Origin of the sequence: Flavihumibacter sp. (assembly GCF_036676075.1) — a bacterium.
GTDB lineage: Bacteria > Bacteroidota > Bacteroidia > Chitinophagales > Chitinophagaceae > Flavihumibacter.
In genome coordinates this window covers 121,316-145,342 of record NZ_JAKFDQ010000022.1, presented here as the reverse complement: position 1 = coordinate 145,342, position 24,027 = coordinate 121,316, and the positions used below count along the sequence as shown (strand labels likewise).

General features: G+C 43.4%; 21 protein-coding genes. 9 read left to right on the top strand and 12 right to left on the bottom strand.

Annotation, left to right across the window (positions count from 1 at the left end; translation table 11 throughout):
- Nucleotides 1-41 precede the first annotated feature (41 nt).
- The 3 genes from folK to V6M43_RS17080 are packed head-to-tail and all read left to right on the top strand — an operon-like array spanning nt 42 to nt 2,422.
- Nucleotides 42-527: a 2-amino-4-hydroxy-6-hydroxymethyldihydropteridine diphosphokinase gene (gene folK, locus V6M43_RS17090; protein WP_332737391.1), complete on the top strand. Its 486-nt coding sequence runs from the start codon at nt 42-44 to the stop codon at nt 525-527.
- Nucleotides 524-1,156, top strand: a complete 633-nt coding sequence (locus V6M43_RS17085) for a deoxynucleoside kinase (protein ID WP_332737389.1) — start codon at nt 524-526, stop codon at nt 1,154-1,156. Before folK ends, V6M43_RS17085 begins: the two co-directional genes overlap by 4 nt.
- 9 nt (nt 1,157-1,165) lie before the next feature.
- On the top strand, nt 1,166-2,422 hold the full coding sequence (locus tag V6M43_RS17080) for an MFS transporter (RefSeq protein ID WP_332737387.1): 1,257 nt from the start codon (nt 1,166-1,168) through the stop codon (nt 2,420-2,422).
- Here the strand turns inward: V6M43_RS17080 and V6M43_RS17075 are convergent, their stop codons facing one another.
- Both V6M43_RS17075 and V6M43_RS17070 read right to left on the bottom strand, forming a co-directional pair.
- A complete protein-coding gene (locus V6M43_RS17075; RefSeq protein WP_332737386.1) occupies nt 2,423-4,654 on the bottom strand; it encodes a cation:proton antiporter domain-containing protein in 2,232 nt (743 codons plus the stop codon).
- Between the two features lie 43 nt (nt 4,655-4,697).
- Entirely contained in the window at nt 4,698-5,180 is a 483-nt protein-coding gene (locus tag V6M43_RS17070) for a YkgJ family cysteine cluster protein (RefSeq protein WP_332737385.1), read from the bottom strand.
- 151 nt (nt 5,181-5,331) lie between these two features.
- Here V6M43_RS17070 and gcvP point away from each other — a divergent pair, with 151 nt between their 5' ends.
- Nucleotides 5,332-8,220, top strand: coding sequence for an aminomethyl-transferring glycine dehydrogenase (gene gcvP, locus V6M43_RS17065; protein ID WP_332737383.1), 2,889 nt, complete (start codon nt 5,332-5,334; stop codon nt 8,218-8,220).
- Nucleotides 8,221-8,320: 100 nt separating this feature from the next.
- On the opposite strand, the gene V6M43_RS17060 is transcribed toward gcvP, so the two are convergent.
- A complete protein-coding gene (locus V6M43_RS17060; RefSeq protein ID WP_332737381.1) occupies nt 8,321-9,223 on the bottom strand; it encodes a polysaccharide deacetylase family protein in 903 nt (300 codons plus the stop codon).
- A gap of 80 nt (nt 9,224-9,303) precedes the next feature.
- Here V6M43_RS17060 and V6M43_RS17055 point away from each other — a divergent pair, with 80 nt between their 5' ends.
- The gene (locus V6M43_RS17055) at nt 9,304-9,954 is read left to right on the top strand and encodes a DnaJ domain-containing protein (protein ID WP_332737380.1); all 651 of its coding nucleotides are present in this window, start codon (nt 9,304-9,306) and stop codon (nt 9,952-9,954) included.
- Between the two features lie 11 nt (nt 9,955-9,965).
- The gene (locus tag V6M43_RS17050) at nt 9,966-11,093 is read left to right on the top strand and encodes a lactonase family protein (protein ID WP_332737378.1); all 1,128 of its coding nucleotides are present in this window, start codon (nt 9,966-9,968) and stop codon (nt 11,091-11,093) included.
- On the opposite strand, the gene V6M43_RS17045 is transcribed toward V6M43_RS17050, so the two are convergent.
- Both V6M43_RS17045 and V6M43_RS17040 read right to left on the bottom strand, forming a co-directional pair.
- On the bottom strand, nt 11,090-12,490 hold the full coding sequence (locus V6M43_RS17045; RefSeq protein ID WP_332737376.1) for a serine hydrolase domain-containing protein: 1,401 nt from the start codon (nt 12,488-12,490) through the stop codon (nt 11,090-11,092). The two genes, V6M43_RS17050 and V6M43_RS17045, sit on opposite strands and share 4 nt — an antisense overlap.
- A 7-nt stretch (nt 12,491-12,497) precedes the next feature.
- The gene (locus tag V6M43_RS17040) at nt 12,498-13,508 is read right to left on the bottom strand and encodes a DUF4421 domain-containing protein (protein WP_332737374.1); all 1,011 of its coding nucleotides are present in this window, start codon (nt 13,506-13,508) and stop codon (nt 12,498-12,500) included.
- A gap of 48 nt (nt 13,509-13,556) precedes the next feature.
- Between V6M43_RS17040 and V6M43_RS17035 the strand changes: the two genes are divergently transcribed.
- Nucleotides 13,557-15,449, top strand: coding sequence for an ABC-F family ATP-binding cassette domain-containing protein (locus V6M43_RS17035; protein ID WP_332737372.1), 1,893 nt, complete (start codon nt 13,557-13,559; stop codon nt 15,447-15,449).
- Here the strand turns inward: V6M43_RS17035 and V6M43_RS17030 are convergent.
- Together V6M43_RS17030 and V6M43_RS17025 are read right to left on the bottom strand one after the other, a co-directional pair.
- Nucleotides 15,429-16,664, bottom strand: coding sequence for an MFS transporter (locus V6M43_RS17030; RefSeq protein ID WP_332737370.1), 1,236 nt, complete (start codon nt 16,662-16,664; stop codon nt 15,429-15,431). The genes V6M43_RS17035 and V6M43_RS17030 overlap by 21 nt on opposite strands.
- A gap of 54 nt (nt 16,665-16,718) precedes the next feature.
- Complete coding sequence (locus V6M43_RS17025; protein WP_332737368.1) at nt 16,719-17,453, bottom strand: DUF4197 domain-containing protein; 735 nt, start codon at nt 17,451-17,453, stop codon at nt 16,719-16,721.
- A 130-nt stretch (nt 17,454-17,583) separates the two neighbouring features.
- Here V6M43_RS17025 and V6M43_RS17020 point away from each other — a divergent pair, with 130 nt between their 5' ends.
- Nucleotides 17,584-18,315: an FKBP-type peptidyl-prolyl cis-trans isomerase gene (locus V6M43_RS17020; RefSeq protein WP_332737366.1), complete on the top strand. Its 732-nt coding sequence runs from the start codon at nt 17,584-17,586 to the stop codon at nt 18,313-18,315.
- Nucleotides 18,316-18,370: 55 nt separating this feature from the next.
- On the opposite strand, the gene V6M43_RS17015 is transcribed toward V6M43_RS17020, so the two are convergent.
- The 4 genes from V6M43_RS17015 to V6M43_RS17000 all read right to left on the bottom strand — a co-directional run bounded on the left by V6M43_RS17015 (nt 18,371) and on the right by V6M43_RS17000 (nt 22,628).
- Entirely contained in the window at nt 18,371-18,748 is a 378-nt protein-coding gene (locus V6M43_RS17015; protein ID WP_332737364.1) for a PKD domain-containing protein, read from the bottom strand.
- Nucleotides 18,749-18,814: 66 nt separating this feature from the next.
- Entirely contained in the window at nt 18,815-19,822 is a 1,008-nt protein-coding gene (locus V6M43_RS17010; RefSeq protein ID WP_332737362.1) for a potassium channel family protein, read from the bottom strand.
- A gap of 100 nt (nt 19,823-19,922) precedes the next feature.
- Nucleotides 19,923-21,587: an alpha-glucan family phosphorylase gene (glgP, locus tag V6M43_RS17005; RefSeq protein ID WP_332737360.1), complete on the bottom strand. Its 1,665-nt coding sequence runs from the start codon at nt 21,585-21,587 to the stop codon at nt 19,923-19,925.
- Between the two features lie 66 nt (nt 21,588-21,653).
- Nucleotides 21,654-22,628 carry a hypothetical protein gene (locus V6M43_RS17000; protein WP_332737358.1) on the bottom strand — a complete coding sequence of 325 codons (975 nt, stop codon included), beginning with the start codon at nt 22,626-22,628 and terminating at the stop codon, nt 21,654-21,656.
- Between the two features lie 103 nt (nt 22,629-22,731).
- Between V6M43_RS17000 and V6M43_RS16995 the strand changes: the two genes are divergently transcribed.
- Nucleotides 22,732-23,403 (top strand): metal-dependent transcriptional regulator, encoded by a 672-nt coding sequence (locus V6M43_RS16995; protein WP_332737356.1) that lies wholly within the window; start codon nt 22,732-22,734, stop codon nt 23,401-23,403.
- Between the two features lie 9 nt (nt 23,404-23,412).
- Here the strand turns inward: V6M43_RS16995 and V6M43_RS16990 are convergent, their stop codons facing one another.
- On the bottom strand, nt 23,413-24,027 hold the full coding sequence (locus V6M43_RS16990; protein WP_332737354.1) for a Crp/Fnr family transcriptional regulator: 615 nt from the start codon (nt 24,025-24,027) through the stop codon (nt 23,413-23,415).

Genomic DNA, 24,027 nt, shown 5'->3' with positions numbered 1-24,027 from the left:
AAAGAGTTTGCCGGATATTTGGGCTGTAAAGTAAAGAATATATGCATAAAGCATACCTCTTGATAGGGGGTAATATGGGAAACCGCGTGGGATATCTTGAACAGGCAGCCAGCCTTATTGGAAAAATGGCTGGCAGCGTGACCCGCCGCTCCTCCATTTATGAAACGGCTGCCTGGGGAAAGATGGACCAGGCTGCATTTCTTAACCAGGTATTGGAGCTTGAAACCGAAGAAGTCGCCATGGACCTTATGACAACATTATTACTGATAGAAGAAAAAATGGGTCGTCGCCGTCTAAACCGGTACGGCCCCAGGATAATTGATATCGATATTCTGTTATTTGACCAGCAGGTTCATGATACGGCCCATATTGCTATTCCCCATCCGCAACTTCCCAACCGGCGTTTTGCCCTCGTGCCCCTGGCAGAACTGGCCCCCGAACTGGTACACCCTGTTGAAGGGATAACCATAAAAAAAATGCTGGACGAATGCCCCGATGAGCTGGCTGTAAATAAAATCACCCTATGAATTATCATTTTATTACGATCGAAGGAAATATTGGAGCTGGCAAAACCACACTTGCCCACCTTTTATCAAAACATTATAATGCAAGATTGATTCTGGAGGCCTTCGCGGATAATCCATTCCTGCCAAAATTCTATGAGAATCCAGCCCAGTTTGCTTTCCCCCTTGAATTATTTTTTATGGCGGAACGTTATAAGCAACTAAAAGAACTGGTGCATACAAAGGATCTTTTTCATAGCATTACGATCTCAGATTATCTCTTTACCAAATGCCTGCTATTCGCCAAGGTTAACCTTCCAGAAGAGGAGTTCAGATTGTATCAGAGTCTTTTTGATATTATCCACCAACAGTTGGTAAAACCAGACATACTTATTTATCTGCATGCCCCGGTGCAGAAGTTGCAGGTGAATATCCGTAAACGCAACAGGCCATATGAACAAAGTATCCCCGATGAATACCTATTCAATATCCAGGAAACCTATACTCAATACATTCGTCAGCATAATATAAAAACATTATTTGTTGATGTAAGCAATGCTGATTTCCTGGGTAATGAGAAACATGTTCAGGCAATACTGGATGCACTGGAAAAAGATTATGAGAATGGAAAACACTTTATTGCACTTCCCTAACGCCCATATATGACCGAGATCCAGCCCTCACGGCAACAACAGTCAGATCCGCTTGCAAGTATCAGGCTACCGGAATTCCGTTTTCTTATGGCTGGAAGATTCCTTTTTATCATGGCCCTTCGAATGATGTCAACACTTGTTGGCTGGTGGTTATATGAACTTACGAATGACCCGCTGGCCATGGGTTTGGTGGGACTGGCAGAAGCCATCCCTGCCATATCTCTGGCATTGTACGCGGGGCATGTTATAGATCTTTCTGATAAACGTAAACTCCTGCTCAAAGGAGTATTTTTATACCTGAGTTGCGCCCTTGCGCTTTTGATGCTTTCATGGTCATATCATAATGGTGGAACCAAAGCGATGGTTGTTGGGGGTATTTATATTGCAATATTCTTCACTGGTATTTTCCGTGCATTCACGGGACCATCCTTTTCAGCTATACTGGCGCAAATGGTTCCCCGGCCCTTACTGGCAAATGCAACCACCTGGAGCCAGGGCACCTGGTTAACGGCATCCGTTACAGGGCATGCGAGTGCAGGTTTCCTGATTGCTGCTTTTCATACTACCGGTACCCTGGTGGTAATTTGTTCACTCATCAGCATAGGGTTGATAATGATTAGCCGACTTCTTCCTAAACCCCCGGCAGCAAGGGCAGGAAACCAGAGGACATTGGACAGTGTAATGGAAGGACTACAGTTTGTGTTCAGAACCAAAGAAGTACTTGGAGCGTTGACACTTGACCTGTTTGCCGTTCTCTTTGGTGGCGCAGTTGCCATGGTTCCTGTATTTGCAAAAGATATTCTGAAGGTGGGTCCTATCGGATTTGGCTGGTTGAATGCCGCGGCAGATATAGGCGCAATATGCGTTGTTATTCTGCTCACGCTTTTCCCAATGAAGAGGGCACAGGGTAAAAAGCTTTTCTTTGCTGTGGGTGGTTTTGGACTATGTATAATAGTATTCGCCATTTCAAAAACATTCTGGCTTTCATTCACCGCCCTACTGGTAAGTGGCCTGCTGGATGGGGTTAGCGTTGTGGTTCGGGGAACAATTCTCCAACTCAAGACGCCTGATGATATGCGAGGCAGAGTGATGAGCGTTAACAGCATGTTCATTAACAGCAGTAATGAGATCGGTCAATTTGAGAGTGGTGTGGCTGCAAGAGCAATGGGACTAATACCCTCTGTGATTTTCGGGGGCACTATGACCATACTGGTAGTGATGACTACCTGGTTTAAAGCACCGGCCCTGCGTAAGATGGAATACTGATCATTTACTATCGAGCATTTCAAGAATCCTGCGCCTGTCTCCCACTACCCATACTATATCATCCCATTCAAAAATGGTATATGAATCAGGATTCAGGATACGCTGCCCATTTCTTTCAATGCCCACCACCAATCCATTTGTTTTTTCCCTGATACCGGAACCCCGAATGGTTTGTCCCTTCAGCAGGTTATGCTCATCCACCCTCATTTTCATCAGTTTTATATCTTCTTCTTCAGGAGTGGTAACTTTTATAACGGATGGTTCAACTACTGCCCTGAATGCCTGCAGTTGCTGGTCGGTTCCAATTACACCCAAACGGTCATAGGGAAACACCATTTCATTTCTTTTAGGAGCCGGAATTTTTATACTCCCCCTGTCAATTGATGCTATATTCACTCCATACTTTTCACGCCATCCGAGTGATTCAAGACTTTTACCAAGCACTTCCGCTTCTGGTCGAACAGTAAAATAAACGAGGTGTGCATCCCATGGAGAAAGGGTACTTGTTGCACCTGTATTATTCTCAAGGTCCTTATGATGAAGGTTGGTCATGAAGCGTCGTTCAATGCGGGCATAAAAGGCCTGTAATCGTTTTGAAAAAATAAAGAGCACCACAGCCAGCACAATAATGGCACCGATGAAAGCTGTCATCACATCGAACAATTGGTTCAGCAATAAAAACAAATAAAGTACTGCCAGCAGGTTACGAAGGATCTCCACTACAACCAGTGGTCCATGGTTTGCCTGGCTATTCAACCATAGGCTGGTATAGGCCCCACGCTGCAATTTTTTTATGGTAAGGGCCCATATAAAAGGAGAGAGCAGAAGTAATGTCAATGCAACAGTAATAACATGTGCCACCATCATATTATCAAACTGGGTACGTAACCAGGGGTCGAGAAACCTGACAGCCATGAATATAGCGGCAAGTATTACCACCGAATTTAGGGTGATGGTAAAAAGGTAAGTTTTAAAAACCTGCTTCCAGTCTGCATCAGCTGGTATCTGTTGTGCACCGCTACTATATCGGTTCAGCCTGTTCCGCCAGCGTGGCGGCAACCTGTTGTCGATAAAATTATAGAGCGGCAGGGAGCACTTTATCATGAAAGGCGTGGTAAAGGTTGTAATGACCGAAACCCCAACTGCGATAGGATAGAGAAATTTGCTTGTAACGCCCAATGATACTCCCAGAGTAGCGATAATGAAGGAGAATTCACCAATTTGTGACATGCTCATTCCAGCCTGCATGCTTTGTTTAAGGGGTTGACCGGAAATAAATGATCCGAGGGTCACATAAAAAGTTTTTCCGAGTATAACGGCAAGTGTTATGAGCAAAACAGGCCATTTATATTGCCATAACAGAGTTGGGTCTATAAGCATCCCCACAGATACAAAGAAGATAGCTCCGAAGAGATTTTTAACCGGCTGCATCTGGTGTTCAATGCTCTCAGCCTGGGATGTTTCCGCTAAAACAGAACCCATTATAAATGCGCCAAGGGCAGCCGAGAAACCTATATTGGTTGCGAGAATCACCATAGCCAGGCAAAGTCCGAGTGAAATAATCAGCAGCGTTTCCTCATTCAACCACCTGGCGGCCCAACGGAAAAAGCTGGGAAGGATCAAAATACCGCTTAAAAACCAGAGGCTTAGAAAAAAGGCGAGTTTAACTACGGCAAAAATCAGTTCCTTTCCGGCAAACTGCTGGCTTACGGCAACTGTTGACAGTAATACCATGAGTAAAACGGCAACTATATCTTCAATCACCAGCATTCCCATCACTGATGAGGCAAAACTTTTATCCTTAATCCCCTGCTCTTCAAATGCTCTTATTATAATTGTGGTAGAAGAAATGGCAATGATTCCACCCAGGAAAATGGAATTCATCTGTGACCATCCCAGGAGCATGCCGGTTGTATAACCGAGCAGCAACATTCCACCGATCTCTATAATACCGGAGATGGAGGCAGCCCCTCCTACCCTCATGAGCTTCTTAAAACTAAATTCAAGTCCCAGGGAAAACAAAAGAATAACCACGCCTATCTCTGCCCAGATCCTTACGTCTTCGGCAGCGCCTACTGTGGGGAAAAAATTAAAATGAGGGCCCACCAACAAACCTGCAATGATATAGCCGAGTACAAGCGGCTGCTTCAGCATTCTGAAAATAAGGGTTGTGATAGCAGCAGCACCAAGAATTAAAGCCAGGTCCTTAATGAGAACAGGTAAATGAGCCATGTTCACAAATATCGGATTTGGCAATTGTATTTCCGCCGCCTTATTACTTTATGTTAATCATCAGTTTTTCCAGAACATAATATACTGCGGGACAAAAGCTACTGTTCTTTAAAGTGAGTGGAATCCGCTTCAGGAGTACGTCTTCATCAGTATAGGGGAAACGCTCGCAATCTGAGGGCCGGTGTTCATAGATGCTGCAGAAATTATCATGGCCCAGAAAGGGGCATGGGGTTGATCGCACAACATAGTCACCATCTTCATCGAGCCGAAGGTAAGTTTCAATGAAAACGCTTTCTTTCATGCGGAGGTGTTTACTGATCCTCTTTATATCTGTGGTTTTAAAACGCGGGGAATAATTCTTACAGCATGCGGCGCATTGGAGACAGTCGATCTTTTCAAAGGCTTCGTCGTGGAGTGCGGGCAGAGCCTTTAGCACCTTATTCTTATTAGCAGATTGTAAAAAGCTCTTATACAGCTTTTGCCGCTCTTCTGCTTTTTTCTGCCAATTGGGAAGGATTTCCGTCATCCCGCAAAGAAACAACATTTTCTCCGGCACTGCCGGCATGTGAACGTTAACAAGGAAGCAAACGTTTGCCTAAAGTATTGAACAAACAGATGTTAGTCTGCCGACCAAATATTACCTTTGCGCATCCGTAAAAAGGTCAATCTTTCATATTATGAATTTATTCCAATCGCAGTCGAATGAATTTCTCACCCGTCATATCGGCACCCTGTCTTCCACAGATGAAATGCTGGCAACAATAGGAGCCGGTAGTCTCGAAGAACTTATCAGTAAAACTATCCCTGTGGCTATCCGTAAAACAGATGCCCTGGCAGTACCAGATGCAATAGGCGAAGCACAGTTGCTGAAGGAGTTGAAAGAGATCTCCCTTCGAAATAAAGTTTACCGCTCCTATATTGGACAGGGTTATTATGACACCCTTACCCCCAGTGTTATCCTGAGAAACATTTTTGAGAATCCGGGATGGTATACCCAGTACACTCCTTACCAGGCGGAGATCTCACAGGGGCGACTGGAAAGTTTACTCAATTACCAGACTATGGTAAGCGATCTTACCGGACTGCCCATTGCCAATGCATCACTGCTTGACGAAGCTACCGCTGCGGCGGAGGCGATGAATATGTTCTTTCATCATGTGAATCGTACTGAAAAGATTGACCAGCCAAAGTTTTTTGTTGATAATGATGTATATCCACAAACCCGCGACCTGGTAATAACCAGAGCCACTCCTATTGGAATAGAAGTTGTTTTTGGTGATTACAGAACAGCAGAAATTGATAATGGATATTTCGGCGCCCTGGTACAATATCCCAATGATAAGGGAAGCATAGAGGACTACCGGAATTTCATCGGCAAACTTCATGCAGTGGGTGGATATGTAGCCATGGTAACAGATTTGCTGGCGCTTACCCTGTTAAGTTCACCAGGCGAATTAGGAGCGGATGTTGCGCTTGGTTCAGCACAACGTTTTGGTGTGCCGCTGGGTTATGGAGGACCTCATGCGGCTTTCTTCAGTGCCAAAGATGATTTCAAGCGTGCCTTACCGGGTCGTATAATTGGAATTAGTATTGATGCATCCGGTAACCGTGCCTTGAGAATGGCCTTGCAAACACGTGAACAGCATATTAAGCGGGAGAAAGCAACTTCCAATATTTGTACTGCCCAGGCATTGCTGGCCAACATGGCAGCTATGTATGCCGTGTATCATGGTCCGGAGGGACTTCGTAACATAGCCATGCGGGTTAGCCTGCTTACCCGCACGCTTGCCCATGAACTAACTTCTCTGGGTTTCAAGATTGTAAATGAATATTATTTCGATACACTAACAGTTGAAGTCACAGAGATTTCTGCTTTTCGTGAGGCCGCTCTGGCCAGAGAGATAAATTTCCGTTATTTACCGGGTAACCTGGTAGGAATATCGTTAGATGAAACAGTGGTTCAATCTGACCTGCTCGACATTGTTGGTGTATTTGCTTCTATATCGGGTAATGAAAATTTTGGTGTTGGTGTAAGCTTTGACAATGAGGCGGCATTAGACAATATCCCTTCTGCAGTTACACGTACCAGTGAGTACCTCACGCATCCTGTTTTCAATACACATAGAAGTGAGAGCCAGATGATGCGTTATATCAAATCACTGGAAAACAAAGATCTCTCTTTGAATACGTCGATGATCTCACTGGGAAGTTGCACGATGAAACTAAATGCTGCAACTGAAATGATGCCTTTGAGCTGGAGTCATTATAGTAAGATACATCCGTTTGCTCCTGTTGACCAGGCTGCGGGTTATCAGCAAATCATAAAAGAGCTTTCTGCTTTTCTTTCTGTGATCACCGGATTTGATGCCTGCAGCATGCAACCCAACAGCGGTGCACAGGGTGAATATGCAGGCTTACTAACCATACGGAATTATCACCTTGCTAATGGCGATAAACATCGTAATGTTATCCTCATTCCAATTTCAGCCCATGGAACCAATCCTGCATCAGCAGTTATGGCGGGTATGAAAGTAGTAGTGGTGAAGGCCCTTGAAAATGGGTATATCGATCTGGAAGATTTCCGTGCCAAGGCTATTCAGTACAGTGAAACCCTTGCTGGTACCATGATCACCTATCCCAGTACTTACGGAATTTTTGAGGAAACCGTTAAAGAGATCTGCGATATAGTTCACCAGCATGGGGGCCAGGTATATATGGATGGCGCCAATATGAATGCGCAGGTGGGATTAACTTCACCCGGTTTGATTGGTGCGGATGTTTGTCATCTGAACCTGCACAAAACCTTTGCCATTCCTCATGGTGGTGGCGGGCCCGGAATGGGACCTATTTGTGTGAAAGCACACCTTGAGCCACATTTACCTGGCCACTGGGCTACCGGAAATGGTGAAAATGAATATGGCGCAGTATCGGCAGCTCCCTATGGATCGGCATCTATCCTCCTTATCAGTTATGCTTATTGCAGGATGCTGGGGTCAGAAGGATTGCGCATGGCAACGGAATATGCTATCCTGAATGCCAATTATATGAAATCCAGGCTTGACAAAGCCTATTCAGTTCTTTATAATGGAAGAAATGGAACCTGTGCGCACGAGTTCATAGTTGACCTTCGTCCGTTTAAAACAAGTGCGGGTATTGAAGCAGAAGATGTAGCCAAGCGCCTGATGGATTATGGATTCCATGCACCAACGATGAGTTTCCCCGTACCTGGAACCATAATGATTGAGCCCACAGAAAGTGAGGACAAAGCCGAGCTGGATCGTTTCTGTGATGCAATGCTTTCAATTCGCGAAGAGATCGCAGCCATTGAAAATGGCAAAGCAGATAAAGGCAATAACGCACTCAAAAATGCTCCACATACCCAATTTTTGATAACAGCTGACCAATGGGATAAACCGTATAGTCGTCAGCAGGCAGCTTTCCCCTTGCCTTATGTTAAGGAGAATAAGTTCTGGCCGAGTGTGAGCCGTGTTAACAACACGTTTGGTGATCGCAATCTCATCTGCACCTGTGAGCCGGTTAGCTCATACGCGGAAGAAGAAGCATGAGGCTGATGAATGGTAATTATTGAATGATCGGTGATGATTAAACGCTGGTGATACATCAGCATTTATTGATCACCGATTTTCTTTCTTAAAGCCTGGGCAATTATTTACCAGTAAAGCTTCCGGCCATTCGCTTCAATAATTGAGGGCCGTCCCAGTTGCCTGGAACAATAATGCGACGGATAGTATGGATAGGGTCTGTTGAATCCCTTGCTGTGGATAATTGATAGGAAGCAACCATTCCTTTGTCTTTCAATGGTTGAATGATCTGTGGACTCCATAGCCCAAAAGGATATGCGAAAAATTCAACTGGTTTTCCTGTAATTGATTCCAATCTTTTCCGGGGCTTTGCCACTTGCTTATCCCAATCCTCGCCGGAATACTTCTTTACATTATTATGGTCCCAGGTGTGAAGGGCAATGGCATGTCCATCATCAGACAATTTGCGAATCTGTTCTTCGCTCATAAAGTTTGGGCGGTTTATGGCAACGGTCATAATAAAGAATACTGCCTTTTGATTCAACGGCTTCAGTACTTCTTCAGTAACCTGGAACTGCTCATCGCAGCCATCATCAAAACTGATCATCACTGGCTTGGCTGGCAGGGTTTCGCCATTCACTAAATAGCGATAATGTTGTTCCGGAAGGATCGTAGTATATCCACTATCAGCCAGAATTTTCATTTGCTCTTTGAATACTGCAGGCGGAACAATGTAATCACGCGCTGAGCGTGAGTCAGATGGCCGGTAATCACGAACCTGGTGATAGCATAAAACAGGAATTTGTGGCCTCGATAAAACGGTGACTGCATCCGGAACCTTTAAGGAAGACAAAGATGCGATTGCTTCATTATTTGAAGGTGTTGGGTTATTTACCAGGGATGATTCAGCGTTTTGTATAGCAACTTTTGCAGCCCCTTCCGGCTTATTATTTGAACAGTTCAGCAGCAGTAATGAAAAGCCGGCAATCAAAGCTGGCCTTAATGAAAGCAGGAATTGAATTTTCATATTATTAAAACGTCAAAGAGATAATTGTTCGTATCCGGCCGCAAAATTAGTGTTAGCTGACCTATTTTTGATTATTAATCATGGCTATAAAGGATTATTATGATATTCTGGAGATACAGCCGGGTGCGGGTGATGCAGTAATTAAGAAAGCATACCGAAGGCTGGCCATGCGGTACCATCCCGACAGGAACATAGGCAATGCATATGCCAGCAATCATTTCCGGGAGATCCAGGAGGCTTATGATGTGCTATCAGATCCGATTAAGAGAAGTGAGTATCACCACAAACGCTGGCAATACAGTTCAGATCAGATCTTTAAACATCCACCAATTATTATAACTCCGGCCATACTGCTTGCTGAAGCCCGTAAGCTGGAAAAATATGTTTCAGGTATAGATATTTTCAGAATGAATCATGAAGCATTACAAAAATTGCTTGCCCAGCTTTGCAGTGAAACTAATATCCGGATCCTGCAGGAATCAGAACAACCAGAAAAAAACCGGGAGATAGTTCACTGTATTCTTAATATCATCAGACCGCTTCGTTATCCAAATTTAGTACCACTTGTTCCGTCTATTGTTCAGATTGCGGGAACCGATAATGAACTTATTGAATCTATTGATGAGCAGGTAAAACAAAAGAGGATCCAATATTACCTGGAGAAATATAACTGGTTGTTTGTTGTTTTGTTAGCTTTAGGCATCAGCCTGATGATATATTTACTGGCTTAATTACAAATACCATGTTTAAAAGAATAATATTTTCCCTCTTATTAACTGTTTCTGTTTCCATTTTATGGGCACAGCAATATTACCTTTTCACCGGCACCTATACCAACGGAACCAGCGAGGGTATCTATGTATATCGATTTGATGCCTCTACGGGAAAAGTTGAGGGTGTTGATACTGCCAGGGGAATTGAACAACCATCTTACCTGGCCATCTCAGAAAAAGGAGACTACCTCTATGCAGTAAGCGAAACAGGGGGAGATAAACCGGGGCAGATAACCGCCTATTCCTTTGATAAATCAATTGGAAAACTTAAGCTTTTGAATACAAGGCCGAGCCTTGGGGACCATCCCTGCTATATAACGGTTTCGGGGAACCGTAAATGGGTGATTGCCGGAAATTATAGCGGTGGAAACATTGTTGCCTATAAAGTTAATGAGGATGGAAGTTTATCTGACCAGCACCAGTTAATAAATCATGAGGGTAAAAGTATAAATTCAGAAAGGCAGGAGGCGCCACATGTACATGCCACCGTTATTACTCCAGATGGCGATTATTTGCTTGCCCCTGATCTTGGTACTGATAAAATTATGGTGTATCGCTTTAAAGAAAATGCCAGGCGCAATCCACTTTCTAAGGCGAAGGTTCCCTATGTTGACATTCACCCGGGCAGTGGTCCACGCCACCTTGCATTCCATCCAAACAGGAAATGGGTTTATCTTATGGAGGAAATGACCGGAGAAGTAAGCGGATATCGCTATAAAAATGGAAAACTTCAGCTCTTCGATAATATTGATGGACATCCCGCAGAATATAAAGGCAGCAGGGGCAGTGCCGACATACATATTTCTCCTGATGGAAAAAACCTCTATACTTCCAACCGCTATGAAGCAAACAATATTGGCATTTTCAGAATAGATCCCCGTAACGGCAAATTAAAGAATACAGGATTCCAGGATGTGATAGGTCAGAAGCCCAGGAATTTTGTAATTGAGCCTTCCGGCAAGTATGTTTTAGTTGCTAATCAGGATACCAATGATATCCGCTTTTTCCGTCGTGATTCAAGCACAGGATCCTTAACACCCACGGAAACCGTTATTACGGTGGGCAGTCCGGTCTGCCTTAAATTATTTCCATATTAATTATGGATTGAAGCCATAATGCCTTTAACAAATTTTTGCAGGTCAAAATTATATCCGGCTGTTTGTCCGAGCCGTACAATTACCAGTTTCTTTGAGGGGATACCAATGATATATTCTCCCTCATAGCCATAAGCATAAAACATGTCGGGGGGCAGTGAGGGAAACATACGCTTTGATGTATCCTTCGGATTACCCGCATTCAGGCGCATATGATAACCATATTCACCTAACTGAGCAACTGGCGTGGGTGTGAGCGATTTTTTGATCCAATTCTCGGGAAGCAACTGTTCACCATTCCATTTTCCATTATTAAGGTATAGCAATCCAAACCTCGCATAATCACGTGCGGTTGCGAGCATGTATGAAGAAGCCACATAAGTGCCTGATGCATCAGGTTCAAGAATTGCACTGAACATACCAACCTTATGAAACAGTTTAGTAGCGGGGAATGCGTGGTAGACATTATCACCCAGGTTCTGGCGGATAAGCCGCGAAAGAATATTCGAATTTGCACTACAATAATAAAATACAGAGCCGGGTGGGTATTTTAATGGCTGTGTTGCAGCATATGCTCCCATATCGGGCTCACGGTAAAGCATATTGGTGACGGTAGTGGCTTTGGTATAATCCTCTTCTACATTAAGCCCGGTTGTATGCGTTAATAAATTTTCAACTGTTATCTTTTCCCGACCGTCGGAAGCTGAACGCCATTCCGGTACTGCCGCTGGCATGGAGATATCGAGACGGCCATCCCGCACCATAATTCCAGTTAAAGCGCCCCAGATCGATTTTGCCATTGACCACGAATAGAGCAGACTATTCCGATCGAATCCAGGAGAATATTGCTCTCCTACCAACTGACCGTCATACAATACCACTACAGCCCGGGTGCGAATAGGTTTATCAGCATCATTCTCTTCAAAGGCAAATCGGATCGCGTTTCCAAGATTTGCAGTATCTATTCCACGAGGGAAACTATCGGGAAGAAGATCACCCAGGGGCCAGGGAATTGAATCATTATTTGTTATGGGAGAAGGCGGAAGGTGAAAAGTCTTTGATCTCCACTCCTTTTCAGATATGCCGGTAATAAGTGTACACCCCAATCCCTGCCTGTAAGCGGCTTTCTGAACAGCAAACCCCAAAACAGATGCATTCACAGAACTATCCTCTTTATTTACAGAAATTTTTGCAAGATTAAGCGGGAAGCGACCCAATTCCTCTGCCTTAACTGAATTCAGATCGCGCCCAGCTGCAAAAACGCATGAACAGGTCATTTTTGCACTATATCCGCTGATAACAGGAAAAGCGCCCCATAAAAAATAGATCAAATAACCAATCAAAAGCAGCAATACTAGTAAGGTTATACGCTTCAACTGTATTCTATTATTAATTCGCATATTGCTGCTATTTAGGATCTAACCATTTGAGTTTGGGTTTGAGGCGCGGTCCTGGTAAAAATCTGCGGGCAAGTGTAACCCTGTAATTACCTGTATTGAAAAGATACCTTTGGTTACTGCTGGCACCTCTTACTGTAACACGGTTGCCAACCATTGTTAAGCTGGCAACCCAGCGATCACTATTATATCCAGCAACGCCCCTGTAAATAAAATTGGGGCTTACGCTAAATTTATCGCTGGTTCCACCATTCCTGAATTCGCGCGTAAGGCCAACGTCCAGATTCAGCGTAGCTGAACCTGTAAGGAACCAGTTTTTTGCCATAACAAGTGTATAGGCGTATCCTGCCCCTGGTCCGGCCTCAATGAACCGTACCCGCCTCACCTCCTTCTGGGGGTAATTCATTGCAAGCAAACCCGGAACAAAATTACTATCAGCTGAAAATGACCCGGCATAGATCTCCCCACCCAATAACCAGGTGCCGGCCGACTTTTGTTGCCATTCGCTCTGTACCATAGCAGCCCTGTAAGAAAATTTTCTTCCATTCTGCAATTGGTACACGGCTAATCCAAATAGCGAAACGCCAATATCCGGACGTACATAATATTTATCATTGTCGGGTATGGCAGTGCCCCTGGGTAATAAAAAATAGCCTTTGTACAGCTGGCCAAAAAAATCCATTGTCCAGTTGCGGGTATAAATATGACTTTGAAGGTCAAGATAGCGGGTATCACCCCTACCCTTATCGCGGTTCAGGAAGGGAAAGCCATATGCCAGGTTAAGGGTTAAAGAACGGTAGGTAAATCCCACTCCCATATTAATGGTGGTATTGGGCCGGTAACGCAGATCCGGAACATCCTCTTTCCCTTCAAGAACAATGGCTGTATATTTCTGGGAGAAGTAAAATCTTGTAATCAGTTCGGGCGCATATGTTTTTATATAATGTGAATCCACCTCGGGATCCGGATCAGGGTAGACAGGAAATTGAGATGCAGCAGGAGTTCCTATTTGCAGCATCATTAATAGCAAACCAACTATATGCAACCTTAGTGTTTGTATCTTCGCGCCATGCATTATGTTTCTGTAGAAGGTTTAGGGAAAAGTTACGGCATCAAGCCATTGTTTGAGAAAATTTCTTTTAACATTGAAGAAGGTGACAAGATCGCTCTGGTTGCCCGGAACGGTTCGGGCAAATCAACATTGCTAAAGATACTATCCGGCAAGGAAACTCCTGATAGCGGTAAAGTGTGGATCAATAAGGATGTTACCGTTGCCCTTTTTGACCAGGAACCAGAATTCATAGAAGAATTATCTGTACTTGACAATATATTTCATCACAACCATCCCACGTTAAATGCCATCAAGGCTTTTGAAGCAGCCAGCGAATCAGAAGATGCTGAGGCTTTGGGTAAAGCAATTTCAGGCATGGATGATACCGGTGGATGGGATTTCGATTCAAAGGTAAAGCAGATCCTTGGCAAATTAAATATCCACCACCTCAACCAGGCGGTTGGTACGCTATCGGGGGGACAAAAGAAAAGGGTTGCATTAGCGCGAACCCTGATCGATATCGGATTTGAGCATAAGCATACATTGCTTATTATGGATGAGCCAACAAACCATCTTGATGTTCAGACCGTAGAGTGGCTGGAACACTACCTGAACCAGGAAAAAGTGACTCTTTTACTCGTTACGCACGACCGGTACTTTCTTGATGCTGTTTGTGAAGAGGTATGGGAGCTTGATGGAAACGACCTTTATGTTTATAAGGGAAATTACGAGCAGTTCATGGAAAGAAAAGCTGCCCGAATTGAGCAACAGGCCTCCAGTGTTGATAAAGCGCGTAACCATTACCGTAAGGAGCTTGAGTGGATGCGTAAGCAACCCAAGGCAAGAACTACGAAATCAAAAAGCAGGCAGGATAATTTCTATGAAGTTGAGGCCCGGGCAAAACAAAAACTGGAGGAGCAGCAAATGCAGCTGCAGATGAAAATGAACCGGCTTGGGGGAAAGGTTGTAGAACTAAAAAAGGTTTCCAAGCAATATGACGATAAAACAATCCTAAAAGGATTTGATTACACGTTTAAGAAAGGGGAAAGAGTTGGGATCATCGGTAAGAATGGTGCGGGTAAAACTACCTTCCTCGATATTCTCCAGGGAATTGTAGAACCCGATAGCGGGAAGGTAAATATTGGTGAAACAATCATATTTGGATACTACTCCCAACAAGGTCTGCAATGGAAGGAAGATATGCGTGTAATTGAATTTGTGAAAGGATTTGCAGAGAGTTTTCCTCTTGCTGATGGGGGAAGTTTAAGCGCCGCACAATTCCTGCAGTTGTTTTTATTTAGTCCCGACCAGCAGTATGGCTACATCAGTAAACTAAGTGGCGGGGAAAAGAAAAGATTGTTGTTACTGACAATGCTATTCCGAAATCCCAATTTCCTGATACTTGATGAACCAACCAACGATCTTGACCTGCCTACATTGGCTGTGCTTGAAAACTTCCTATCAGAATACCAGGGATGTTTACTGATCGTTTCGCATGACCGATATTTTATGGACAGGCTGGTGGATCATCTGTTTGTATTTGAAGGCAATGGTAATATCCGCGATTTTCCAGGCAATTATAGTCTATATCGCGATTGGTTGAAAGACCAGGAAATAATCGAGGAAACCAAGCCACAGCAAGCTGCAGGCACTACCTCTACAACAAGACCTGATATTGAGGATAATGGTCCAAAAAAGAAATTCAGCTTCAAAGAGAAAAGGGAATTTGAATTGTTGGAGAAAGAGATAGCAACATTGGAAACAGAGAAAAGAATGTTGGGTGAAAAAATGTCGGCCAGTGATCTGCCATATAATGAGCTTCAGCAAACCGCAGAAAGGATAGGAAAGATAACGGAGTTGCTGGAAGAAAAGGAAATGCGATGGCTGCAGTTAAGCGAGCTGGCGGGGTGAGGAAACAGTATTGACAGACCTGAAATTCCAGAATACTATTGCCACTAACAGGCATGCACCACCCACAACGTACCAGGTATAGGAGAATCCCTTATTTTCTGCGAGTTGGGCTGAAAGCATTGGACCCAATGTTTGTGCTGCAGACCAGGCCATTGTATATAATGCTGCATATTCACCCCTATTGAATTCACTGCTTCGGGAAATCCAGAAACTGTTCATAAATGGCATAGAAAAAATTTCACCAAAAGTGATCAGAACAATAAGCATTGTTGCAATCAATAGCCCGATCTTTCCAATTCCAAGTATAATAAAGAATAAAGCCACCATGCCCACACCGAGGGCAATATAGGCCATCTGGTGCCTCCTGCCCTCCAGGCGGTAGATCAGCACCATTTCAAACATCACGATCAAGATGCCATTCATTGCCATGAGCATACCGATCACAGGTTCAGAAAAATGAAGCTCCCTTTTGAAATAAACTGTAACGTTTGTAAAGAGCTGGAAGAAGCAGGCACCAAATACAGCAACCAGCAGAATGAAAAAAAGATAGGTTCTGTCTTTATATGCGCTACTTATTCCATTTGCTGAAATAATTTTATCCCTTTTTAATGGTGTAGCCTTCCATCCAATATTACCCAGGAATTTCCACATCAGTATAGCTGCAAAGAAATTGGTAAATCCATCGATCCAGAACAGCCACTCGTAGCTGAATTTTGCAATTATGCCGCCTAATGCTGAGCCCAAAGCCCATCCCAGGTTAACAGCCAAACGGTTAAGGGAATAGCTGCGTGTACGGTTTTCAGGAGTACTGTAATAAGCTATAGCCGTGGAATTAGCGGGACGAAATCCTTCATTCACAAAACTCAGCAGGAAAGTGAAGATGCATATTAGCGGAAGGCTTTTCATTTGGGCGAGCACAATAAATAATATGGCTCCTCCGAGTAATGTAAAAAGCTGTACTTTATAAAAACCAATACTATCAGTGAGTTTACCACCTACATATGCTCCAAAAAAAGCACCTGCCCCAAAACAACCAAAAACAAAACCAGCCTGGCCCACTGAATATCCCATGGCCGGGCTGGTTAAGTATAAGCTAAGGAATGGCACAACCATGGTGCCGCTCCTGTTGATGAGCATGATAAGGGAAAGCAGCCAGGTCTCTTTTGAAAGGCCACTATATGCATTACGGTAAACAGATAAGGTATTCGCAATCATAAAGGATTGCAATTTACTTTAATCCAATACAGCCTGTCTGCCGTTCAAGTAAAATTACCTGGATCCGAAAACCTTTTTCAGGATATCGCTAACTCTTGCTGCGGGATTGGTCCTGATCTTTTTTTCTTCGTCGGCTACATAGTAGAAGATACCATCAATTGCCTTACCGGTCACGAATCCTGAAAGGTCAGGATTCACTGGTTTCAGGGTAAATTTATTATATACATCAAATACTTCTTTCCAATATTTTGTAGCACCTGTTTTTTCGAGGGAGTTTTCGATTATTGGCCTGAAAGCTGCCGTAAGATCAGGGGATGTGGTTTTGCGAAGGTATCCCGTGGCAGCCGAATCAGTACCGCGAAGTATTCCCACAGCATCCTGTACGGTCATCTGTTTTACTGCATTAATAAATATGGGTGCAGCCTGCTTTGATGCATCTTCTGCTGCGCGGTTCATACTGAGGATGGCATCATCAACCAGTTTACCCATTCCGATCTGGCGGAGCCTCTGTTCCACTTTGCGTGCCTCTTCAGGCATAAGTAATTTTACCGCAGCATCCTTAAAGAAACCGTCTGCAGCAGAAAGCTTACCAGTACTGTTATTTGTTCCTACAACAAGTGCTTCTTTTAATCCGGCAATGATCTCATCATTACTCAGGGACCCTGAGCCCCCTACAGTTTTCAGAATATTACCGGCTTTCTTGAGAACATCATTTGTTTTATCAGTTTGTTGGGCCGTTGCGCAGGATGCAAACATTACTATACTGGCGGCTAAGTAAAAGATTCTCATGTAAGTGATTTTAGAGTAAACGGGGGATAATAGATTTAAAGTATGCTAAAGCAGCAATAATAAGACCAATATGAGGAGTGAAAGGTTTAATGAAGGGATTGTATTATTTTCGATGCCACAAAAAGTAAACATGCGCAGAACGCTTCTAACATCCTTTTTCCTCGCAGCAGCTGTTTCAGGTATGGCACAGGCAAAAAAAACACCTGCAGCGCCGGCCAAGGCAGCTACAACAAAAAAACCGGCAACTGCAACTCCGGTGCCCTTAAAAAATGCAACAGATTCCATGAGTTATGCAATTGGCATGAGCCTTGCGAAATTCTACCGTGATCAGGGTATTACCCAGATCAATTCAGCGCTGGTTACAAGGGCGTTGAATGAAGCCATGAAAGGACAGAAAACATTACTCACCGAAGATCAAATGAATATGAGCATTACAAATTACCTGCAGCAACTCAAGAAAGAGAAATCAGCCGCAGCACGCAGGGCAGGGGAAACTTTCCTTGCTGAAAATAAGACAAAGCCCGGAGTGGTGGAACTTCCAAGCGGATTACAGTACCTGGTGGTTAAAGAAGGAACAGGTCCTAAACCTGCTATTTCAGATAAAGTAAAATGCCACTACCATGGAACGCTTATCGACGGAACCGTTTTTGACAGTTCTGTAGATCGTGGCCAGCCGATTGATTTTCCGGTAAATGGGGTGATCAAAGGCTGGATCGAAGCATTGCAATTAATGCCGGTAGGTAGTAAATGGAAACTGTTTATTCCGGCCGACCTGGCTTATGGAGACAACCAGGCGGGAGCAAAAATACTTCCGGGAAGCACGCTTGTTTTTGATGTGGAACTTTTGGATATCGTTAAATAAAAAAACAGGTCTGGCGCTTGCCAGACCTGTTTTTTTTAAAAGGTACGATCAACAATTATTTAACAATAATTTTCACTTCATCGGTGGAAAGGCCTCCTTTATCATCAATTACAGATAAACGGAAACTGTACTCTCCTTTTGATGCAACATTAAGAGCGGTGATGGCTGCCTGTGGATTAGCGATAACAACTGGTGAGCCGCCGATCTGCGTCCAGTGATACCTCGAGATAATGCCATCCGGTTCGCGGGATGCAGTACCATCAAGTTGTAAAATATCTTTAGAGGAAATTACCAGGTCTTCGCCTGCATTAGCCTGGGGTGGAATATTCTTTACCGCTTCCTGCTTCTTATCAGCCCCATTTCCTTTAACGGGATCAGTTTCGGAAAAGCCAAGGGTAGATGCAAGGGATACTATTAAAAGGATCGCTTTCATAGAGGGATTTTTTGGTGATAGAATAATAACGAAGCACCATCTCCCATTATTATGCCAGATTTCGTATTAATCTATATTCCCCTTCATTTTTTCGATCTGTGCCCTTGTACCGAGTACAAATACCTTCATTCCGCTCTTAATTTGTAGTTCATCGGGAGGATTGATCTGGAATTTCCCTTCTCCATTTCTCACCCCGATACAGTTTACTCCTGTTTTTTTCCAATCCATTATTTCCCTGAGTGAGCAATCATGCAAGGGGGCAGGCAATTGCTGGTAATCTACCGATTCAATATGGATAGACTCCCCTTCCTCACCGCTGATATAATCTATGAATTCTATCACATCAGGTTTTGATACAAGGGTGGCCATATGGGTGCCACCAATCCTGTCTGGCATTATCACATGATCGGCACCGGCCTTCTTCAGCTTTTGTGCAGAGCTTTGTTCTGAAGCGCGACTGATAATCCGGATCTTATTATTAAGCGAGCGTGCCGATAAAACGATGAACACATTATCTGCATCCACAGGCAGACTGCTTATCAATGCAGAAGCACGATCGATGCCTGCTTTTTTCAATACATCATCATCGGTAGCATCACCATGGATAAAAAGCACATGATTGTGCTCCTCTCCCATTTTAGGTACAAGTTCATGACGCTTTTCAATTACCACAAACTGGTGATTATGTAAACCAAGCGTTCTGGCTGCCTGTTGACCATTTCGTCCAAAACCACAGATGATCACATGGTTGTTGAGTTTGTTAACCGAGTTCATGAGTTTGCGGAATTTGAAGTATTTATTGATCTCTCCGTTAATGATATGTTGTATGATCCTTGTAATAGCCCAGGCGAGTGTGATCCAGCTCAGGATGAGCATGCAAACAGTGAAGATCCTTCCGTCATCACTAAGTGGTCTGACTTCAGTAAAGCCGGCGGTAGTAATGGTTATCACGGTCATATAAAGAGCTTCCACAAACCGGAAGTCTTCAACTATCATATACCCGGTAATACCAATTGATGCAATCAGGATAAGCAGCATCAATGGCTGTAGCAATTCCCATCCTTTAGGTTGCACGCGTTCTGTTTTATCTAAATTTAATGCAGACTATCGGATAAAAGAAAACCGGGTGCAAATGTTTTTCATTTGCACCCGGTTAATATATTAAAGTGAGATTTTAATAAGCGGCGTTGTATAACATCTCATAGTATTCATGGGCCATTCGATTGCTTTCAAACTGGTAACGCACATCGCGCATTCCATTTTTCACAACCTGGCGCCAGGTTTCTTTATTACTGTAATAGAGCGGCAGCACCTGCTGTTCCAGGATCTTATAAAGCATTTCCAGGTCATATTCGTCCTGCTCATGCGTATTCATATTTGCATAATCTGCTTTGGGAATCACAAAACCATTATTGCCATGGTTAACGAATTCCGGTATCCAGCCATCGTCGGTACTGAAGTTAGCAGCCCCATTCATTGACGCGGTCATGCCACTGGTTCCGGAAGCTTCGCGGGGAACCCTTGGGTTGTTGAGCCAAAGATCGGCAGCCTGCTTCATACGCTTTGAAAGTGATAGTTCATAGCCGATCAAAACCGCCATGTTCTTATGTTGCTTGCTTAAATGAACAAGATGGTTGAAATCATTGATGGCGGGATAATCCATTGGATAAGGTTTACCAGCCCAAATGATCTGAACAGGAAAGTTCTTATTCTCAAGCAATGCGCGGAACCTTTGCTGGTCGCGGGTTATCAGGTCAGCCCTCTTGTAACCGGCAAAACGTCTAGCCCATACTATAGTGAATACATTCGGATCGAATAATTTTCCCGTCTGGTCGGCAACGATCTCAAAAGCCCTTCTTTTGAGGTATTCTTTACGGTCATCAAACATTTTGTCGTTACCCTCTTCCATAAATTTATACAGTTGCTTATCGGCCCAATAGCGCCAGTTCTGGGCATTAGTGATGGAGAGGATGGGACAGATATCCGTATATTTTTCCCACATATGCCTTGATACCACTCCGTGCAATTGGGATACACCATTGGCAATGCGCGCAAACCGCAAGGCTGCCAGTGAATGATTGAACTGATCATCAGTAATTCCTGTAAGCGTGCGAACTTCATCAACAGAGAGGCCACAGAAATAACTCATTTTATTACAGAGATAGATATCATGCTTCTCATTTCCTGCTTCTTCAGGAGTGTGTGTGGTGAAAACAAGACGTTTTTTAACTTCCTGGATATTGTTACCAAACTTACGATAGAGATAGAAGGCGGAACTTATTCCATGAGCCTCATTGAGGTGGTATACATCCGGATTGAAACCAAGTTCATCCATGAGTTTAGCACCCCCAACACCGAGGAGAATGAACTGGGCTACCTTGGTGGCAACATTGGCATCATACAAACGATGGGTGATGGTTTGAGATACATAATCATTTTCCGGAAGGTCAGTGCTTAAAAGAAAAAGCGGAGCTGATTTAAAGGTCTCCGGATTCAGGCAAAATACTTTCACCCAAACAGGATGATCATGAATGGATATCTGAAATTTAATACCGGTATCTTCCAGGAAACTGTAATGTTTTTCCATCCAGGTAACCTGCAAGGTCTGGTCCTGGTTGCGAACCTGGTCGTAATAACCATACTTCCACAAAATACCAATTCCCACCAGATTCTGGCGCAGCTCATACGCACTTCTTAAATGAGAACCCGAAAGAAAACCAAGCCCTCCGCTATATATTTTCAGAGGCTGATGAATAGCAAACTCCATGGAGAAATAGGCAACTTTTTTGGCATAGCGATCATCGTGGGCATAGGGAACTTTGTAATTTCTGAAATTCATATCAAGCATTTTCGATTGGCAATGTGTATCAGCGACGCAATATAAACGATTATTTAAAACGTATTATTACTTCTTTTTCTTGTTTGCGGGAGGTGTTGCCTTTTTCTTACGGGTGAAACTACCTTCAAAGAAGCATTTAATATCGCGATAGGAACCGCATCCTTCCAGTTCTTTCATGGTTACAGTATTGCCTGAAAAAGTAAAATCGATCAGGCATGGACCATTTGTTTCAGTGTACCGGGCAGTATTTTTTCCGGTGATATTTGCTTCGCCTTTTAATTCACCGCGGCATTCACCCCCATCCTTTTCAAAGTGAACAAAAAACATTAAAGTGCCTTCAGTGCGGCCATCGCGGAAGGACAATACATTTTTTTTATCACGGATATAATCACCTGAAAGTTTATGTGTTGCTTTCAGCGTATCAATAGGATTCAGCAAAACTGCTGAAGCAGCGTCTTTATCATTAGACTCTGTGAGGATCATTGTAAAAACACCTTCGGTATTATAAACATATACTTTCTTATTATATACCACCTGGCCATCGGCAGCGGTACGTTGCCGTAAAGTTGTAATGGTATAACGGCTATCCATGGTTGCCACATTTCTATCCGCTTCTTTGGGGGTTCCGGAAATAGTTACAAGGGGAAGAACCGTTTTGTAGATCTCTTTATCAAAAACAAGCAGATAGGCAGTTCTTTTCTGCGCCAGAACGGCTTTAACGAACAGATAGGTTTCACCATCTTCTACTTCCAGTTTTCCAATTGGATAAATCTTTGGTTTGGATTTTTTACCAAAAACCGGGTGAAGGATACTATCGGGTACAAATTGGGCAAATATTTTGTTACCAATACGAAGGGAATCGGGCGACTTTGCCGGCAGGCTCGTATCGGCTACGAGAAATGGAAGTTTTAGTTCCGGGAAAAAATCTATGAAATCATCCACTTCAACCTTTTCGGTATCCAGTAATGGTTTCTTTTCTTCCTTACAGGCCATCAATAAAATAGAAAGCAAACAGGCCGTGATCCAGCTAGTACGATACATGAGATAGATTTCCGTGAACAGCTAAAATACTCTATCTGACATAAATGCCTGTTTTTGATACGATATAATTTTTTAGATTTACCTAAATACATATTTAGTCAAATTGAAATATTCGAGCAGTAAGGAGAATTATATCAAGGCTATTTTTCATCTTCAGCAGGATGAGGAAGTGGTGAGCACAAATGCACTTGCGAAAGCCTTATCAACCCGGCCAGCATCGGTCACCGACATGCTTAAAAAGCTGAAGTCACAAAAACTATTGCAATACCAGCCGTATAAGGGTGTAAAACTAACTGCGGAAGGGAAGAAAATTGCCTTACAAATAATTCGCAAGCATCGTTTATGGGAGTATTTCCTGGTTGAGAAACTGGGCTTTGGCTGGGAGGAGGTTCATGAGATCGCTGAAGAACTGGAACATATCAGCAGCAAAAAGTTAATAGACCGGCTTGATATATTCTTAGGCAATCCAAAGACCGATCCACACGGTGATCCCATTCCTGATAGCCAGGGAAGGATGCCTTTGATCCGCCAGATATGCCTTCTTGAACTTCCGGAGAATATTCAGGCCGACGTAATCAGTGTGAGTAATCAATCAACTGCCATGCTTGAATTGCTAAGGCATAACCATATTGCCATTGGCACCAGGTTGGAAGTAAGCAGGCGATTTGCTTTTGACCATTCCCTGGAAATCCGGATGCCATCCCAACCATTTTTTACAATAAGTGAGCAACTGGCGGCCAATATTTATGTAGCCTTTGAAGCTGAATCCAAATGATGCAAATCATCATTTTGGTTTAATTCTGAGGAGATGCTTCAGCCTGCTGAAAGTTTCGGGTTTGATATTGAGATAAGAAGCGATGTATTTCTGTGATACACGTTGCAGCATATCAGGATGTCTTTGTATATATTGAAGAAATCTCTCGCGGGTGCTTAAACGTATTTGTGAAAGATCGCGTAATTCCTTCCTTACATACATCTGTGAAGTCATCAGTCTACCAAGTTTATTCAACTCCGGCATGTCAATATATAACTGCTGCAAATGATCATAATGAAGGGATAGAAAAACGCATGGCTCAATGGCTTCTACAAAACAAAGCGAAGGCTTGCGGGTGTGGAACGACAATTCAGAATGGATAAAATGCCCTTCAGTGGATAATTGCAGGGTAATTTCTTTTTTGCCGGTGATGATATATTTTCTAGCCACACCTTTGAGGATATAGTTGAAATAATCATCTGTTTGCCCGGTTTCAACAACAATTTGCCTGCGTTCAAAATTACGGATGGTAAAAAAAGAAGCGATCCTTTTAAACTGTTCTTCGGTTAAACCTGAATTGGCATTGAAATAAGCGTAAAGTGATTTCAATGCTGGTTCATATTTTTTCAGGGTTGCTTCTGGCAT